The sequence below is a fragment of the Myroides guanonis genome, from assembly GCF_900114085.1.
GTDB lineage: Bacteria > Bacteroidota > Bacteroidia > Flavobacteriales > Flavobacteriaceae > Flavobacterium > Flavobacterium guanonis.
On sequence record NZ_FORU01000004.1, the window covers coordinates 15,446 to 30,606 of the forward strand.

Annotated in this window: 15 protein-coding genes; 10 read left to right on the forward strand and 5 right to left on the reverse strand. The window is 33.1% G+C overall.

Annotation, left to right across the window (positions count from 1 at the left end; genetic code table 11):
• Positions 1 to 24: 24 nt before the first annotated feature.
• Entirely contained in the window at positions 25 to 726 is a 702-nt protein-coding gene (locus tag BM024_RS04740; protein WP_090678313.1) for a YiaD family glycine zipper/OmpA-like lipoprotein, read from the forward strand.
• 188 nt (positions 727 to 914) lie between these two features.
• Here BM024_RS04740 and BM024_RS04745 read toward each other — a convergent pair whose 3' ends face one another.
• Both BM024_RS04745 and BM024_RS04750 read right to left on the reverse strand, forming a co-directional pair.
• Complete coding sequence (locus BM024_RS04745; RefSeq protein ID WP_090678314.1) at positions 915 to 2,426, reverse strand: PspC domain-containing protein; 1,512 nt, start codon at positions 2,424 to 2,426, stop codon at positions 915 to 917.
• The gene (locus BM024_RS04750) at positions 2,419 to 2,760 is read right to left on the reverse strand and encodes a PadR family transcriptional regulator (protein WP_090678490.1); all 342 of its coding nucleotides are present in this window, start codon (positions 2,758 to 2,760) and stop codon (positions 2,419 to 2,421) included. Before BM024_RS04750 ends, BM024_RS04745 begins: the two co-directional genes overlap by 8 nt.
• A 151-nt stretch (positions 2,761 to 2,911) precedes the next feature.
• Between BM024_RS04750 and BM024_RS04755 the strand changes: the two genes are divergently transcribed.
• Positions 2,912 to 3,364 (forward strand): DUF4442 domain-containing protein, encoded by a 453-nt coding sequence (locus BM024_RS04755; RefSeq protein ID WP_090678315.1) that lies wholly within the window; start codon positions 2,912 to 2,914, stop codon positions 3,362 to 3,364.
• Between the two features lie 8 nt (positions 3,365 to 3,372).
• Complete coding sequence (locus tag BM024_RS04760) at positions 3,373 to 4,278, forward strand: TIGR01777 family oxidoreductase (RefSeq protein WP_090678316.1); 906 nt, start codon at positions 3,373 to 3,375, stop codon at positions 4,276 to 4,278.
• Between the two features lie 82 nt (positions 4,279 to 4,360).
• Here BM024_RS04760 and BM024_RS04765 read toward each other — a convergent pair whose 3' ends face one another.
• Positions 4,361 to 5,026, reverse strand: coding sequence for a YceI family protein (locus tag BM024_RS04765; RefSeq protein WP_090678317.1), 666 nt, complete (start codon positions 5,024 to 5,026; stop codon positions 4,361 to 4,363).
• 249 nt (positions 5,027 to 5,275) lie between these two features.
• Here BM024_RS04765 and BM024_RS04770 point away from each other — a divergent pair, with 249 nt between their 5' ends.
• The 7 genes from BM024_RS04770 (at position 5,276) to BM024_RS04800 (ending at position 12,198) form a co-directional block, all read left to right on the forward strand.
• On the forward strand, positions 5,276 to 5,809 hold the full coding sequence (locus BM024_RS04770; RefSeq protein ID WP_090678318.1) for a nucleotide exchange factor GrpE: 534 nt from the start codon (positions 5,276 to 5,278) through the stop codon (positions 5,807 to 5,809).
• Positions 5,810 to 5,834: 25 nt separating this feature from the next.
• On the forward strand, positions 5,835 to 6,959 hold the full coding sequence (gene dnaJ, locus BM024_RS04775; protein ID WP_090678319.1) for a molecular chaperone DnaJ: 1,125 nt from the start codon (positions 5,835 to 5,837) through the stop codon (positions 6,957 to 6,959).
• 184 nt (positions 6,960 to 7,143) lie between these two features.
• Entirely contained in the window at positions 7,144 to 8,064 is a 921-nt protein-coding gene (locus BM024_RS04780) for an ABC transporter ATP-binding protein (protein ID WP_090678320.1), read from the forward strand.
• Position 8,065: 1 nt separating this feature from the next.
• Positions 8,066 to 9,376, forward strand: coding sequence for an ABC transporter permease (locus tag BM024_RS04785; protein WP_090678321.1), 1,311 nt, complete (start codon positions 8,066 to 8,068; stop codon positions 9,374 to 9,376).
• A gap of 35 nt (positions 9,377 to 9,411) precedes the next feature.
• Positions 9,412 to 10,575, forward strand: a complete 1,164-nt coding sequence (locus BM024_RS04790) for a sigma-54-dependent transcriptional regulator (protein WP_090678491.1) — start codon at positions 9,412 to 9,414, stop codon at positions 10,573 to 10,575.
• A gap of 6 nt (positions 10,576 to 10,581) precedes the next feature.
• Entirely contained in the window at positions 10,582 to 11,223 is a 642-nt protein-coding gene (locus BM024_RS04795; protein WP_090678322.1) for a DEAD/DEAH box helicase, read from the forward strand.
• A 9-nt stretch (positions 11,224 to 11,232) separates the two neighbouring features.
• Positions 11,233 to 12,198: a ketopantoate reductase family protein gene (locus BM024_RS04800; RefSeq protein ID WP_090678323.1), complete on the forward strand. Its 966-nt coding sequence runs from the start codon at positions 11,233 to 11,235 to the stop codon at positions 12,196 to 12,198.
• Positions 12,199 to 12,276: 78 nt separating this feature from the next.
• Here the strand turns inward: BM024_RS04800 and BM024_RS04805 are convergent, their stop codons facing one another.
• Both BM024_RS04805 and arsC read right to left on the reverse strand, forming a co-directional pair.
• Positions 12,277 to 14,739 (reverse strand): TonB-dependent receptor, encoded by a 2,463-nt coding sequence (locus BM024_RS04805; RefSeq protein WP_090678324.1) that lies wholly within the window; start codon positions 14,737 to 14,739, stop codon positions 12,277 to 12,279.
• Between the two features lie 80 nt (positions 14,740 to 14,819).
• Positions 14,820 to 15,161, reverse strand: a complete 342-nt coding sequence (gene arsC / locus BM024_RS04810) for an arsenate reductase (glutaredoxin) (protein WP_090678325.1) — start codon at positions 15,159 to 15,161, stop codon at positions 14,820 to 14,822.

Genomic DNA, 15,161 nt, shown 5'->3' on the forward strand with positions numbered 1-15,161 from the left:
AAAACATATAAAAACTCAGTAATTATGAAAAAATTAAGCGTATACGCATTAGCAGGAACTATGCTAGCTACTTCTATATCTCTTACAAGTTGTGACGCGGTTAAGAATGCAAATAACACACAAAAAGGTGCTGGAATTGGTGCTGCTGGTGGAGCTATAATTGGTGGTATTTTAGGAAATAATCTAGGGAATAAACAAAATAGTGCTTTAGGTGCGGTTCTTGGAGGTGTAGTTGGAGGTGCTGTAGGTGGAGTTATTGGAAATAAAATGGATAAACAAGCACGTGAAATTCAAGAAACAGTTCCAGGTGCTGAGGTAGAACGTATTGGTGAAGGAATTAAATTAATCTTAGGAGAGAATTCGGTGAACTTTAATATCAACCAAGCTACTTTAACTGATAAAGCAAAAGCAAACTTGGATAAATTGGTAAAAGTATTCAAAGAAAACCCAGATACAGATATTGATATTTATGGATATACTGATATCACAGGTAAAGAAGAGTATAATCTGAAATTGTCAGGACAAAGAGCTAATTCAGTGAAAACTTATTTAACTCAACAAGGTATCTCTGCGAAAAGAATGAAAACTCAAGGAATGGGGATTGCTGATCCAATCGCTTCTAATGATACAAAAGAAGGACAAATGAAAAACCGTCGAGTTGAATTTGGTATTAAAGCTAATGACAAAATGATTCAAGACGCACAAAGAGAAGCTGGTTCTTATTAGTAGAATTCATCTTTTAAAATACAAAAGGGGAAGCCATTTAAATGGCTTCCCCTTTTTTTATACTATTACATTGTTATAATTAATTCTGTTTAGCAGAATAGGTTGAGTAATTGATACATAATTACTTGGACGATTTTAATAAATATTGTTATCATAATAGTTATAGTTGGTTGGGGGTAGTAAAGATACTAAATACAATCTACACAATTAAGTTGTTGATTGATTAATTGATATGTGTGATTTCCTTTTTGAATAGTGTTTTGATTCTTTATGAATGGAATTAACTGTTCGTCAAATTGAACAAAACTTTTCTCAGGTAAATAAAAATTTAATTTGATATTGTTTTCCCAACTCGTTTCATTGTTTTCATATAAAATACTATCTGAAATATATAAGGTGTTATCCTTGTATTTCACGTTGTAGCTAGGAATCTCCACAATACCTTTTCTCTTCTTTTTTGAAGAAATTTCCTTTCCATCAACTTCAACTTTTAAAGTAGCATATGCGGTATCTTGAAAAGATTGAAGGAATTGAATGTCTAGATCTAAATATTCTGGGATGTTTTTGATGCTTTCCGAGTTTGTGTTGTTTTCATTATCAGAGAAGAACAAATAGTCCATCATTTTTATATTTAATGTATCTGTAGCAGAGCCTAACGATATTTCGTTTTCATATTGAACGTCATCTTCATCATAGACTTCTATGATTTGATTTATTTTGTTTACTTCAGCGACAGGTAGTGCTAAAGTAAATAGACTAATTATCCATAAAATTACTATTGTAATAGAAAACGCTCCTATATATTTAATATTGGAATATAGTAATTTAAGACCTATTAAAAGGAATACTATGAAAGGTGCTAGCATTACGAATAAAAATAATGATGTAGTTATCCAATTGGGGTAGGATCCAGTAAAGAATAATGTACTAAACTCATTGTTTATGTAAGAGCCATTTTTTAAAATAAAAATTGTTGCAAAACTAGCGACTAAAAAACCAGCTATAGAAACAAAAAGTAGTAAGACTCCGATTATTCGTTTAATTATTTCTAGTCCTTGATTTGTAGTTTCTTTTGTGGATTTTGAAATTTTTTGATAATCGAAATTTTGTACTTTATTAGTGACATACTCGATGTTTTCTTTTACTTTTTTTTCGATGGAGGATATGTTAATAGGTTCACCTCTCATTTCTAAAATTTGAGTTGTCGTTTTAGCTGCGGGTATCACTATCCATAGTATGATGTAAAGTACAACACCTGTTCCATAAAAGAGTAGAAGTATTAGGAATATAACGCGCATCCATACTACATCAATTTTGAAGTAATGTCCTAAACCTGCTAGTACACCTCCTAATAAAGAGTTTTCTTTGTCTCTGTATAACTTTTTGACTCTTGGAAAATTATAATAGGTTTCATCGTGTGATGTATTATCGCTTTCTCCATCTAAGTTATAATCTTCGGGTTTACCCATAATTTGGATTACCTCTTCAACATTCTCATCAATGATAACTTGATTAAAGTCATCAATTTTAGAAGAAAATAGTTCTGCAATTCGAAGTTCTATATCATGAATGATTTCTTCGCGTTCCTCTGTTGTTATAGAACGTTTGATCGCTTCTAAATATTGATAAAGTTTCTGGTAGGCATTTTCTTCAATATGAAATACTAGGCCTGCTATATTAACTGTTAATGTCTTATTCATGGTTGATGTTGTTTGAAGTTATTTTATCTACTGCTTCTGATAGTGTTGTCCAAGTTTTTCCAAGTTCTATTAAAAACTGATTACCTTTCTCTGTGAGTTCGTAATATTTTCTAGGTGGTCCAGCATTGGATTCTTCCCATCTGTAAATTAATAAGTCATCATTCTTTAGTCTGGTTAATAGAGGATATACTGTTCCTTCTACTACTACTAATTTAACGCTTTTTAGTTCTTCTAAGATTTCTGATGTATAACAGTCCTTTCTTTTAAGTATGGAAAGGATACAGAACTCTAGAATACCTTTTCGCATTTGTGCTTTAGTGTTTTCTATATTCATAATTGAAGTATTTTCTTTCGTATTGTCTATAGCAAAGATATGTACAAAAGACTGTACCTTGTATCGCATAGTACTATAAATTAACTAAAGATTAACATTTTTGTTTTTGTTTTAGCTTTAGAGATTTTTTGTAACTTTAAAGAAAAAGATTATGAAATTTACTCCTTCAAAAATCAATATGTTCTTGTTCTTAAAACTTCCGGCCGCTTTTTGGAGTGGTGTGAGGCTTAAGTATATAGATGATAATTCTAGTATAACAACTGTTAAGCATGGTTGGAGAAATCAAAATCCTTTTAACTCTATGTATTTTGCCGTTCAAGCTATGGCAGCTGAATTATCTACAGGTGTTTTGGTTATGAAAAAAATAGAAGATAGCAATAAAAGAATTTCTATGTTAGTAGCTAATAACACGAGTAGTTTTACTAAAAAAGCTACGGGCCGCATAGATTTTAAATGTACTGATGGATTATTGGTAGAGCTTGCTATCCAAAAAGCCATAGACACTGGTGAGGGGCAGACTTTTTGGATGAAGTCGGTCGGAACAAATGAAAAAGGAGAGCAGGTGTCTGAAATGAAGTTTGAATGGACTGTTAAGGTTAAATAAATATACTGATGAAGATTTTAATAACGGGTGCAACAGGGTTTTTAGGACAATCTATTACTAGTTTTTTACTAGGAAAGGGACACACTATTCATTATTTAACGACACAACCTAAAAAACTTTTAGATTCAACCAGGTATCATGGTTTTTTGTGGAATCCTAAAAAAGGTGAGTTGAACGTTAAAAGTCTTGAAGGAGTAGAAGTTATCGTGCATTTAGCAGGGGAGAGTATCGCAGGGTCTTGGAGTAAAGAAGGAAAGGAAAGAATTTTAAAGAGTAGGATTGTTTCTTCGCAATTGTTGTTTAATGTTTTGAAGAATAATTCACATAAGGTCAAAAATATTGTTTGTGCATCTGCTATTGGGGTTTATAAGAATTCGGATCAATGGCAATATGAAAATAGGAGTGAGGTAGCTTCTGATTTTTTAGGGGATGTGGTCTTGCAGTGGGAAAATGAAAATAGAAAATTTGAATCATTAGGAATAGACGTTTGTTTGATTAGAATAGGTTTGGTTTTATCCCGAACAGCTGGTGCTTTACCTGAGTTGATTAAACCAATTATTTGGAGGTTTGGGTCAGTTCTTGGAAGTGGTAATCAGTATTATTCTTGGATTCATGTTGAGGATGTAACAAGATTGTTTACCTATGCTATTGAACACAATTTAGTAGGTGTTTATAATGCTGTAGCTCAAGAACCAGAAAAGAATAAGGAGTTTGTTAAGAAGTTAGCCACTAAATTGGATAGGATTATATGGCTGCCACGTGTACCTACTTTTATGCTGATGTTAGTTCTAGGTGAAAAGCATGTATTGGTTACTTCTGGACAGCGAGTTTCAAATGATAAAGTATTAGAAACGGGCTTTGTTTTTAAGTTTCCTACTCTAGATAAAGCTCTTTCTAATTTGTTGAATAAATAGTGTCTAGAGTTTGAACTAAAATAAAAAGAGCTCCTTCAAGGAGCTCTTTTATCGATTAAAATAATTGTAATTGAATTAATAATTATTTTTTTGCAACGATATGTAGTTTTATTTCGATATTGTCGTTAATCGCTTTATCTCCTAACCCATCAAATACAGAGTTAGAGTTGTAATTAACTCCGAATTCTGTTCTGTTGATAGGAAATGCATCTGCATGAATGCTAACTTCATTTTCTGAGGTATTGATTACAGCTGGGAACTCAACATTTTTAGTTGTTCCTTTTATAGTAAGGTTACCTACTACTGTTGTAACTCCGTTTTCTTCTTTGATAGAAGTAATGTTGAACGTAGCTTGTGGGTATTTAGCCACGTTAAAGAAATGATCAGCAGACTCGTCAGATGAGGTTCCTTTTAAATGTGCTTCTAAATCTTCTTTACCATCAGCAGACACTAAGTCAGTTACTGTAATAGAGTTCATATCGATTACGAAAGTTCCGTTTTCGATTTTACCGTCTTTTACATTGATTGTTCCGTTTGCTAAAGAAATAGTACCATGGTGCTTTCCTCCAACTACTTTAGAACCTTCCCAATTGATTTTAGAATCGCTTACAACTGCGTTGTATTGTTGTGAATCTTTTGATGCTTCGACTGTTTCAACTGTAGTTGTTTCATCAACCTTTTTGTCGTTTTTACACGCAGTTAAACTCAATGCCGCCAAAGCGAATAAAGTGATAACATGTTTTTTCATAGTTACTCAATATAATTTTTTAAAAAACAAATATAAGTAATTATTATCTAGATTAATATTAAATAATAATTAAATCCATTGATTATGTTGTTTTATTTAAGAATAAATGTAATTGGGGATTCTTATTTCAAGCCTTGTTTGAAATCTTCTTTAGTTATGGGATTTGTGTCAAAATGTCATTCATGTTGAACTTGGCAGTACTTTTGATTAGAATGCAATGAATTTAATATAAAAACTTATTTTCTAGATATGAGTACACAAGATAAAGATATAAAAACAGGACAAGAAGAAAACTTACAGGAGAATCAAGCTGTAGAGCAAGAGAATGAAGTGGTAGATGTGGAGCAAGTTTTAAATGAGAAGCTTGAAGAGGAAAGAAACAAGTTCTTACGCTTGTTTGCTGAATTTGAAAATTATAAGAAAAGGACTTCTAAAGAACGATTAGAGTTATTCAGAACAGCAGGTGAAGAAGTTATGTTGGCATTATTACCAGTTTTGGATGACTTTGATAGAGCTTTGGCAGAATTAGAGAAGTTAGGCGAAAGTGAACATTTGACAGGAGTAACTTTAATATCAGGTAAATTAAGAGATACATTAAATTCTAAGGGATTAGAAGAGGTAGCTATTGATAAAGGTGATGATTTTAATGTTGATTCTGCAGAAGCTATTACACAAATTCCTGCTGGAGATGATATGAAAGGTAAAGTTGTTGATGTAATTGAACGAGGTTATAAACTTGGAGATAAAATTATTCGTTTTCCGAAAGTTGTAATTGGTCAATAATCAGAAATAAAATAATACGAAATCGATGAAGAAAGATTATTACGAAATATTAGGGATAGACAAGGGAGCAGATGCAGCAACTATAAAGAAAGCTTATAGAAAAAAGGCGATTGAATTTCATCCTGATAAAAATCCTGGCGATCATACTGCAGAGGAGAAATTTAAGGAGGCAGCAGAAGCTTATGAAATTTTGAGTGACCCTGATAAAAAGGCGCGATATGATCAATATGGACATGCGGCTTTTGATGGTGCAGGAGGTTTTGGCGGTGGAAGTGGCCACATGAATATGGATGATATTTTCAGTCAATTCGGGGATATATTCGGAGGAGCTTTTGGCGGAGGCGGCTTTGGTGGCTTCGGCGGAGGCGGAGGTGCTCGACGAGTGAAAGGTAGCAATCTACGAATTAAAGTAAAGTTGACTTTAGAAGATATTGCTAATGGTGTTGAGAAGAAGATAAAGGTAAAACGCAAAGTGAAAGCTTCGGGTGTTACTTTTAAAACTTGTAATACTTGTAATGGTTCTGGTCAGGTTTCAAGGATTACTAATACAATCTTAGGAAGAATGCAAACTTCTTCACCTTGTCCTACATGTAATGGTTCAGGACAAATAATTGATAGTAAGCCAGCTGGAGCAGATGCACAAGGTATGGTAATGAGTGATGAAACAGTTTCTATCAAAATACCTGCAGGGGTTGTAGAAGGGATGCAGTTGAAAGTTTCTGGTAAAGGAAATGAAGCTCCTGGAAATAATAGTGTACCTGGAGATTTGTTGGTGGTTATTGAAGAACTTGAACACGAGTTTTTAAAACGTGAAGGAGAAAATCTTCATTATGATTTATATATAAGTTTTTCAGAAGCGGTTTTAGGCGGTTCTAAGGAAATTGAAACAGTTTCTGGAAGAGTACGTATAAAATTAGAAGAGGGTATTCAGTCAGGAAAAATTCTTAGACTGAAAGGCAAAGGACTACCAAGTATAAATGGATATAGACCTGGTGATTTATTGATTCATATCAATGTATGGACTCCAAAAAAATTAACGAAAGAACAACGTGATTTCTTTGAATCTATGCAGAATGATGAGAATTTCACACCTCATCCAACTAAATCAGATAAATCTTTTTTCGAAAAAGTAAAAGAAATGTTTTCGTAATATATAAATTATTTATATATTTGTGGCAACACTTATAAAACGGTGGATTTTCTTTTTCATAGCAATTTTTCCCAACCTTATTTTGAAAAAAATAAGGTTGGGTTTTTTTTGGACTATTCGTAATGCATTATAGATTCTTTCTTGAATAAAAAGATTATTTTTACGAAAAATATTATAAATATTCATGCATTCAATACTAGAGGTACAAGGGGTAGTTAAAAAGTATGCTGATAAAACAGCTTTGAACGAGGTGTCACTCTCCATCCCTAAGGGGAGTGTTTATGGTTTGCTAGGTCCCAATGGGGCAGGTAAGACTTCCTTAATTCGAATTATCAATCAAATTACGGTTCAAGATAAAGGTCAGATATTGTTGGATGGTGAAGTATTATCACCTAAACATATTCGACATATTGGTTATATGCCTGAAGAAAGAGGGTTGTATAAAAGTATGAAAGTCGGCGAGCAAGCTTTATATCTAGCTCAACTTAAAGGGTTGACAAAACAAGAGGCTAAAAAACAATTGGAGTATTGGTTTGAAAAATTAGATATCAAAGATTGGTGGAATAAGAAAATTCAAGAGCTTTCTAAAGGAATGGCTCAAAAGATACAGTTTGTTGTTACAGTATTGCATCAGCCTAAACTTCTGATTTTTGATGAACCATTTTCTGGTTTTGACCCAGTTAATGCTAATTTGATTAAAGATGAAATTTTAGAACTGAGAGATAAGGGAGCTACTATCATATTTTCAACTCACCGTATGGAAAGTGTTGAAGAGATGTGTGATCATATTGCTTTGATTCATAAATCTAATAAATTATTAGAAGGTAAACTAATTGATGTGAAACGTGAATTTAGAACTAATACTTATCAGATTGGAATTCTTAGTTCTAATGTTGAGAGGTTGATGTTTCAGTTAACTCAGGATTTTAAAATTCAACCTACTCAATTCAAATCTATTCACGATGAATTGCAGTTAGAAATTGATTTAAATTCTAAATCTCCAAATGAGCTGCTACAGGTCTTGATTAATAATGGACAAGTGACTCATTTTCAAGAGAAAATCCCTACTGTAAACGATATTTTTATTCAATCTGTAAGTAAGTAATATGAACGTATTATCACTAATTATAAAAAGAGAGTTCATAGCGAAAGTTAGAAACAAGTCTTTTATTGTTATGACTTTTTTAAGTCCATTTATTTTTGTTGGTCTTGCCGCTTTGGTTGGATATTTAAGTTCAATGAAAGCTGATGTTAAGAAAATAGCTATTCACGATGAGACTGGACTTTTTGTTGATCAATTTGAGAACTCAGAGAGTTATGAGTTTCAGAACCTATCTGCTATTGATGTAAACATTATTAAAGACAGTATTTTGTCTAAAGCTTATGAGGGGTTGATTGTAATTCCTAAGAAGGATAATTTGAACGAGTTGCAAAATGCTGTAACTTATGTTTCTGATGACAGTCCTAGTATGGGATTAGTAACTAAGATTGAATCGACAATAGAAGATAAGATTACAAATATTAATTTGCTGTCTGAAGGGATTGATTTAGCATTAATTGAAAAATCAAAAGCAGAGGTTAGTTTAAATCTTACTAAGGCTTCTGGTGAAGCGACGGTTAAAGGTCTGAATGAGATTAAGATTGTTATTGGTGGGGCTTTTGGTTATTTAATCTTCATGTTTATCATTGTGTACGGTAACCTTGTAATGCGAAGTGTTATTGAAGAGAAAACAAATAGAATTATTGAAATTATTATTTCTTCTGTAAAACCATTTCAATTGATGATGGGTAAAATTATTGGTACTTCGTTAGCAGGAATCTTACAATTCGTGATTTGGGGTGTTTTAGGAGGATTGTTAATGATGATTACAACTTTTGTATTAGGTTTGGAAACGGGCTCTACTATGCCTACAGAGGCTATTAGTTCTGGTGCTGTGCCTTTGGATACTGATATTGTTGCAACTATTCAAAGTTATATTGGAGAGATATTAAAAATGCCTTTGATTACTATGTTTGTTTCGTTCATAGTGTTTTTTATAGGAGGATACTTTTTATATAGTTCTTTATACGCGGCTATTGGAGCTGCTGTTGATAATGAAACAGATTCACAGCAATTCTTGTTTCCAATTATGTTGCCTCTTATGTTAGCTGTTTATGTTGGTTTTTTTACAGTGATTAATGATCCACATGGGACAGTTGCAACGGTGTTTTCTATGATTCCTTTTACTTCTCCTATAGTGATGTTAATGCGTATTCCTTTTGGAGTTCCTGTTTGGCAAATTATAGTTTCAGTTTGTATTTTGTTTGCAACCTTTATATTATTTGTATGGCTAGCTTCTAAGATCTATAGAGTTGGGGTTTTAATGTATGGTACAAAACCTTCATGGAAAGAACTGTATAAGTGGTTAAAATATTAAATAACTTGTTTTTATATTAATGCGATATGTCAAAAATATCAAAGATTTTAATCATTGAAGATGAGGCAGCGATTCGTCGCGTGCTCTCTAAAATTCTTGAAGAAGAAAATCCAGATTATCAAGTTTCTGAGGCAGAAGACGGCTTACAGGGAATTGAAAAAATTAAGAATGAGGATTTTGATTTGGTGATTTGTGATATTAAAATGCCAAAGATGGACGGTGAAGAGGTGTTGGCAATGGCGAAAAAAATGAAACCAGAAATCTCGTTTGTTATGATTTCTGGGCATGGAGATTTGGAAACTGCTGTTAATACAATGAGATTGGGTGCATTTGATTATATTTCCAAACCTCCTGATTTGAATCGATTATTGACAACCGTTAGAAATGCTTTAGAAAAAAGTCATTTGGTGGTTGAGAATACTATATTGAAGAAAAAAGTTTCTAAGAACTATCAGATGATAGGGAATAGTGAACCAATAAATAGAATTAAGGAAATCATTGAAAAAGTTGCTCCTACTGAGGCTCGTGTTTTGATAACAGGAGGTAATGGAACGGGTAAAGAGTTAGTCGCTCATCAATTACACGAACAAAGTAGTCGTTCAAAGTTTACTTTGGTTGAGGTTAATTGTGCTGCAATTCCATCAGAATTGATAGAAAGTGAACTGTTTGGTCATGTGAAAGGGGCATTTACTTCAGCAGTGAAGGATAGGGCTGGAAAGTTTGAGGCTGCCAATAAAGGAACTATTTTTTTAGATGAAATTGGAGATATGAGTTTATCTGCTCAAGCAAAGGTATTAAGAGCTTTGCAAGAGAACGTAATCAGTAGAGTAGGTGCGGATAAAGATGTGAAAATTGATGTTAGAGTTATTGCTGCCACTAATAAGGATTTAAGAAAAGAGATTGAAGAGGGGCGCTTTAGAGAGGATTTATATCATCGATTGGCTGTAATCTTGATAAAAGTACCTTCTTTAAATGAGCGTAGAGAAGATATACCTTTATTGATAGAGCATTTTGCTGAAAAGATAGCGCAAGAACACGGCACGGCTAAAAAAGAATTTACAGCTGGTGCAATAGAGTTGTTAAAAGAATATGATTGGACTGGAAATATACGTGAATTGAGAAACGTTGTGGAACGTCTTATTATTTTAGGAGGTAAAGAAGTAAGTAAAGAGGATGTAGTTTTGTTTGCTAGTAAATAAAAAATAATGAAATTAAAAAAAATCAACATACAATTAGAGGAGGCATTGAAAGCAAATGGTTATGAGACGCCTACTCTTTTGCAGAAGAAAACATTTGGAACCATTAAAAGTGGTGTAGATACGTTGTTAATAGCTAATTCAGAACAAGGAAAAACACTTTGTTTGGTTATCGCGGCAATACAACGAATTGGATATGTAGAGGAGGAAGAAGAAGAAGAAATAGCTACTCAGGCTTTGATTGTCGTAAAAGATAAGGAGCATGTTTTAGAGATGGTTGAATTGTTTGAAAAATTAAGTTCGAATTTGAATATTCGCGTTTATGGCGTGCATGATCGAACAGATTTCGATAATGATAAGAATATGTTATCATTGGGTAATGATGTCTTAATTGGGACTCCAGATCGTTTGAATGAGATGTTGAGCGGTGCGGGCTTTGACGTTAATCAGTTGAAGTTTTATATTATCGATGAAGTAGATGAGTTATTACGAAATCGTCTTGAACCGAAGTTATTTCGATTGTCTGACAGTATTGGAAAAACACAACGTTTATATGCAGGATCTGTGTATGACGAGAGATTAGAGTTATTTATGGATAAAACCATGAGTGAAGATGTTGCTATATTTGATTTAACAGAGGAAGAAGACTAGACTATTGTTATGACTAATACAAAAATTCAAAAACCAGTGGTTAAAGTCCTGATAGTTGGATTGGGCGGTGTTGGAGGATTCTATGGAGGATTGTTAGCAAAACAATTCGCTGAGGATGAAACTGTAAACATATGCTTTTTAGCTCGTGGTGAGAATTTGAAAGTTATACAAGAGCAGGGGCTTAGGGTTAGTTCTAAAGATTATAGTTTTATTTGTAAACCTTGTTTAGTTACTTCGAATGTCGAAGAAATTGGAGTAGTTGATTATATAGTTCTTTCTACTAAAAACTACGATTTACAAGAAACGCTTAAACAGATAGCACCGTGTGTTGGTGATAATACTATTTTACTTCCTTTATTAAATGGAGTTAAAGCATTTGAAAGTTTACAAGTGGCTTATCCAGAGAATGAAATTTGGAAAGGATGTACGTATATAGTTTCTCGTTTAATAGCTCCTGGAGTTGTTGAGAACAAGAGTGGTAGACAACGTTTGATTTTTGGATTAGATTCAGGAATAACAGAACGTATGAGTCAGTTTGAAACTATGTTAAAGGATTCAGGTATTAATGCTCAGGCAACAGATTCAATTACAACTGAGATTTGGGAAAAGTATAGTTTAGTGTCTACTTCTGCTACAGCTACGACCTATTTTAATACAAGTATTGGTGAGGTGATGTCTACGCATGCTGATACTATTGAAAAATTGTTGGAAGAAGTTACAAGTGTAGCTAGAGCGAAAGGAGTTAGATTAGAAAGCAATATAGTAGAATTAATAACTGAACGCCTTAAAGCTATCCCGGGAGATTCTACAACATCTATGCATAGTGATTATCTAGCTGGAAAGGAATTGACCGAGTTGAATATAATGACTGGTTATATTGTTGAGCAAGGGATGTTATTTGGATTGGAGCTTCCAACTTATAATAAGATATTTTATTCGCTGCAGAATAGAGGAGGAGAAGCTTATTTTAAATAGATGTTCTTCAAAATAGTAGATAAAAAAAGAGGCGTATTGAATATTCAATACGCCTCTTTTTTGGTAGTATAAGAGAAATTATCCCATCATATCTGCTCCTTCCGATTCTGCTTTTGGTGCGTATTTCGGTTTTTCAGTTTTCTTTTGATTAAATCTATAGGTAAGTGATAAGTTGATCTGTCTTCCTCTCCATTGCATTTCACTGTATGAGTTTGAGAACGGTAGGTTTAAGTCATTGACTCTTTTTCTAGAGTCAAAAAGGTCACTTACGTTTAGTGTAACTGTAGCGTTATCTTTTAAGATATCTTTGCTTAATGCTAAGTTTGCAGAAAGATTTCCTTTAATATTACCTTGTGCAGTAGTTTGTGGTGCGCGGTACATTCCATTCATCTGCCAATCTATTTTGTATGGTAGTGTGATTTTAGAGCTTAGACGTGCAAACCATGAATAAGATGTATTGTCAAAGTTTTGAGTATCCTTATTCCCATCACTATCTGTAAAGGTGTAATCTCCTTTTGTTTCTGATCTGAAAAAGTTGAAGTTACCGTTTAATTTCCACCATTTAAAAGGGGTATAGTTTGCGGTAAATTCAAAACCATATCTATATTCTGTAGCCAAGTTGATTGGAGAGCTCACTGTGATAGGTGTTCCATCTGCGGTTGTTCCATTCATCCTTTTTACAAATTGGAAAGCATCTTCTGTTTTGTTTAAATAAGCTGATGTACTTAATGTGAATCCTGTCCATCTCTTCATGTATCCCAAATCGAATGCGTCTGTTTTTGAAGGGTCTAAATTAGGGTTTCCTTGAAAGAAGTTAATATCACTTGAGTAGTTTGAGAAAGGGTTCAAGAAGAAACCTCTTGGTCTATTTACTCGTTTACTATAACTTATAGTAGTACTACTTGATTCAGAAAATTCATAATTTAAAAATACACTTGGATAGAAATCATTGTATTTTTTGTTATTGTAGTCTTGTGTAGTAAGTTCATTGACGTCAATATTGGTGTCCTCAAAACGCAATCCTAACATATAGCTAAACTTGTTTATTTTAGATCCGTACTGTGCATAAACTGCATTGATTTTTTCCTTGTATTCAAGGGTGTTCGAAAGTTTTGAGTCATAAACCCATTCGTCATTAACGCGATTGTTTAAAACAAAACTATTAAGAGTAGTTGAAAAGTTACCTAAGTATCCTGCTTCAAATTGACCGTTTTGACCTATTGGTAAAACATAGTCTGCTTTTACGTAGTTTCTGTTTTCATCTTCTGTACTAAAAGTGCGTTCTAGTCCAAAGTTAGATTGATTTAGGATTTGGTCTTTAATTGTTGAGTTGTCTCTTTCTTTATCTTTGGAAACTGTGTATTCTATATTTAATTTATGACCATCATCATTGAATTTTTTCTCAAAGGAAGTAGTATACTCAATGTTTTCTCTGTTACTTATTTTGTCTTCATTTCTAGCGCGAGAATAATCAAAATTTTTATCTGCATCAAAGTAATCGTAGTTCACGTGGCTTGGATTCGATATTTTATTCTTTCTTGTTGAAACAACATTGCTCCATGTAAAAGAGTCTGTTAGAAACCATTCTAAACCAAAGTTGATATTGTATCCTTTTCTATTTCTCTCGTTGTCTTTAGACTCGTAAATATAACTAGACGGCAAACCTGTAAGTTGGTCTAAGTATTGGTTATTGTTGATGCTGTAGCCCTCCGATTTTGAATCAGAATATCCTGAGGTTGTAAATAGATTAAATTTCTCACTTCTAAAGTTTACGTTTGCATTTAGGTCATAATTATCAGGGTGTCCAACTGTTCCTGTAACGCTACCATTAATTCCTAACGCTTGTCCTTTTCGAAGGATTATGTTTATGATTCCTGCTCCTCCTTCTGCTTCGTAACGTGCTGATGGATTTGTGATTACTTCTACTTTTTCTATTGATTCTGCTGGTATTATACGTAAGGCTTCTGAAATATTAGATGCTAAACCTGATGGTTTTCCATCTATTAGTACTTTTACGCTTTCATTTCCACGTAAACTTACTGTTCCTTCAGCATCTACAGTAACAGAGGGTACGTTGTCTAATACGTCACTTGCTGTTCCTCCTTTTACAATCATATCTTGACCAACGTTATATACTTTTTTGTCGAGTTTAATATCTACAGTCGAGCGTTCAGCAATGATTGTTACTTCTTCTAATGTTTGGTTATCGTCTTGAATTTTATGCAAACCAATGGAAGTATCACCATTAACTATAACATTTGAAATTTCTAGAGTTTTGAAACCTAAAAAGTCTATTTTTAAATAATAATTTCCTTCGGGAACTTCAAAGCTAAAGTATCCTTTTGCATTGGTCATTCCTCCAGATACTATTGACGTATCCTGAGTGTTTTCAGCATAAATACTAGCGTATTCTAATGGTTGGTTGGTCGAGGCTTCTATGATGGTCCCCGACAATGTTACTCGTTTTTGATTTTGTGCAATACTTGTTATTGTAAAAAAGAATATACTTAAAAGAATACACGTCGCTTGAATTTTTCTCATTATTTACGTTAGTTTATAATCTAGTTAGACTTCATTTAAACTCGAAGGTTTAATGGAGTGGTTAATAATGTTTTGTTAAACTAAATTATAGTATCTATGTTTTCAGTGGGCCTAGCAATAACAGCTTTATCTCCATTGATGATAATAGGACGTTCTATTAGACGTGGATATTTAACCATTGCCTCGATAATTTCATTGTCTTCTAAGTTTTTATCTTTAGTTAGTTCTTTCCATATTTCTTCTTTGGTACGAACTAATTCAATGGGTTTAAAATTGAGTTTTCTTAATATATCAGTTAATTCTTCTTTAGTGAGTGGCTCGTCTAAATATTTTGTAATTTTGTATTGGACACCCTTGTCTTCTAGGTAAGTTAAACCTTCTCTAGATTTACTGCAACGGGGATTGTGATAGATTGTGATCAT

What these genes read in the sequence shown, in the direction of transcription:
- BM024_RS04740 (WP_090678313.1), top strand. Translation starts at nt 25, where the DNA reads ATGAAAAAATTAAGCGTATACGCATTAGCAGGAACTATGCTAGCTACT.
- BM024_RS04745 (WP_090678314.1), bottom strand. Translation starts at nt 2,426, where the DNA reads ATGAATAAGACATTAACAGTTAATATAGCAGGCCTAGTATTTCATATT.
- BM024_RS04750 (WP_090678490.1), bottom strand. Translation starts at nt 2,760, where the DNA reads ATGAATATAGAAAACACTAAAGCACAAATGCGAAAAGGTATTCTAGAG.
- BM024_RS04755 (WP_090678315.1), top strand. Translation starts at nt 2,912, where the DNA reads ATGAAATTTACTCCTTCAAAAATCAATATGTTCTTGTTCTTAAAACTT.
- BM024_RS04760 (WP_090678316.1), top strand. Translation starts at nt 3,373, where the DNA reads ATGAAGATTTTAATAACGGGTGCAACAGGGTTTTTAGGACAATCTATT.
- BM024_RS04765 (WP_090678317.1), bottom strand. Translation starts at nt 5,026, where the DNA reads ATGAAAAAACATGTTATCACTTTATTCGCTTTGGCGGCATTGAGTTTA.
- BM024_RS04770 (WP_090678318.1), top strand. Translation starts at nt 5,276, where the DNA reads ATGAGTACACAAGATAAAGATATAAAAACAGGACAAGAAGAAAACTTA.
- dnaJ (WP_090678319.1), top strand. Translation starts at nt 5,835, where the DNA reads ATGAAGAAAGATTATTACGAAATATTAGGGATAGACAAGGGAGCAGAT.
- BM024_RS04780 (WP_090678320.1), top strand. Translation starts at nt 7,144, where the DNA reads ATGCATTCAATACTAGAGGTACAAGGGGTAGTTAAAAAGTATGCTGAT.
- BM024_RS04785 (WP_090678321.1), top strand. Translation starts at nt 8,066, where the DNA reads ATGAACGTATTATCACTAATTATAAAAAGAGAGTTCATAGCGAAAGTT.
- BM024_RS04795 (WP_090678322.1), top strand. Translation starts at nt 10,582, where the DNA reads ATGAAATTAAAAAAAATCAACATACAATTAGAGGAGGCATTGAAAGCA.
- BM024_RS04800 (WP_090678323.1), top strand. Translation starts at nt 11,233, where the DNA reads ATGACTAATACAAAAATTCAAAAACCAGTGGTTAAAGTCCTGATAGTT.
- BM024_RS04805 (WP_090678324.1), bottom strand. Translation starts at nt 14,739, where the DNA reads ATGAGAAAAATTCAAGCGACGTGTATTCTTTTAAGTATATTCTTTTTT.
- arsC (WP_090678325.1), bottom strand. Translation starts at nt 15,161, where the DNA reads ATGATCACAATCTATCACAATCCCCGTTGCAGTAAATCTAGAGAAGGT.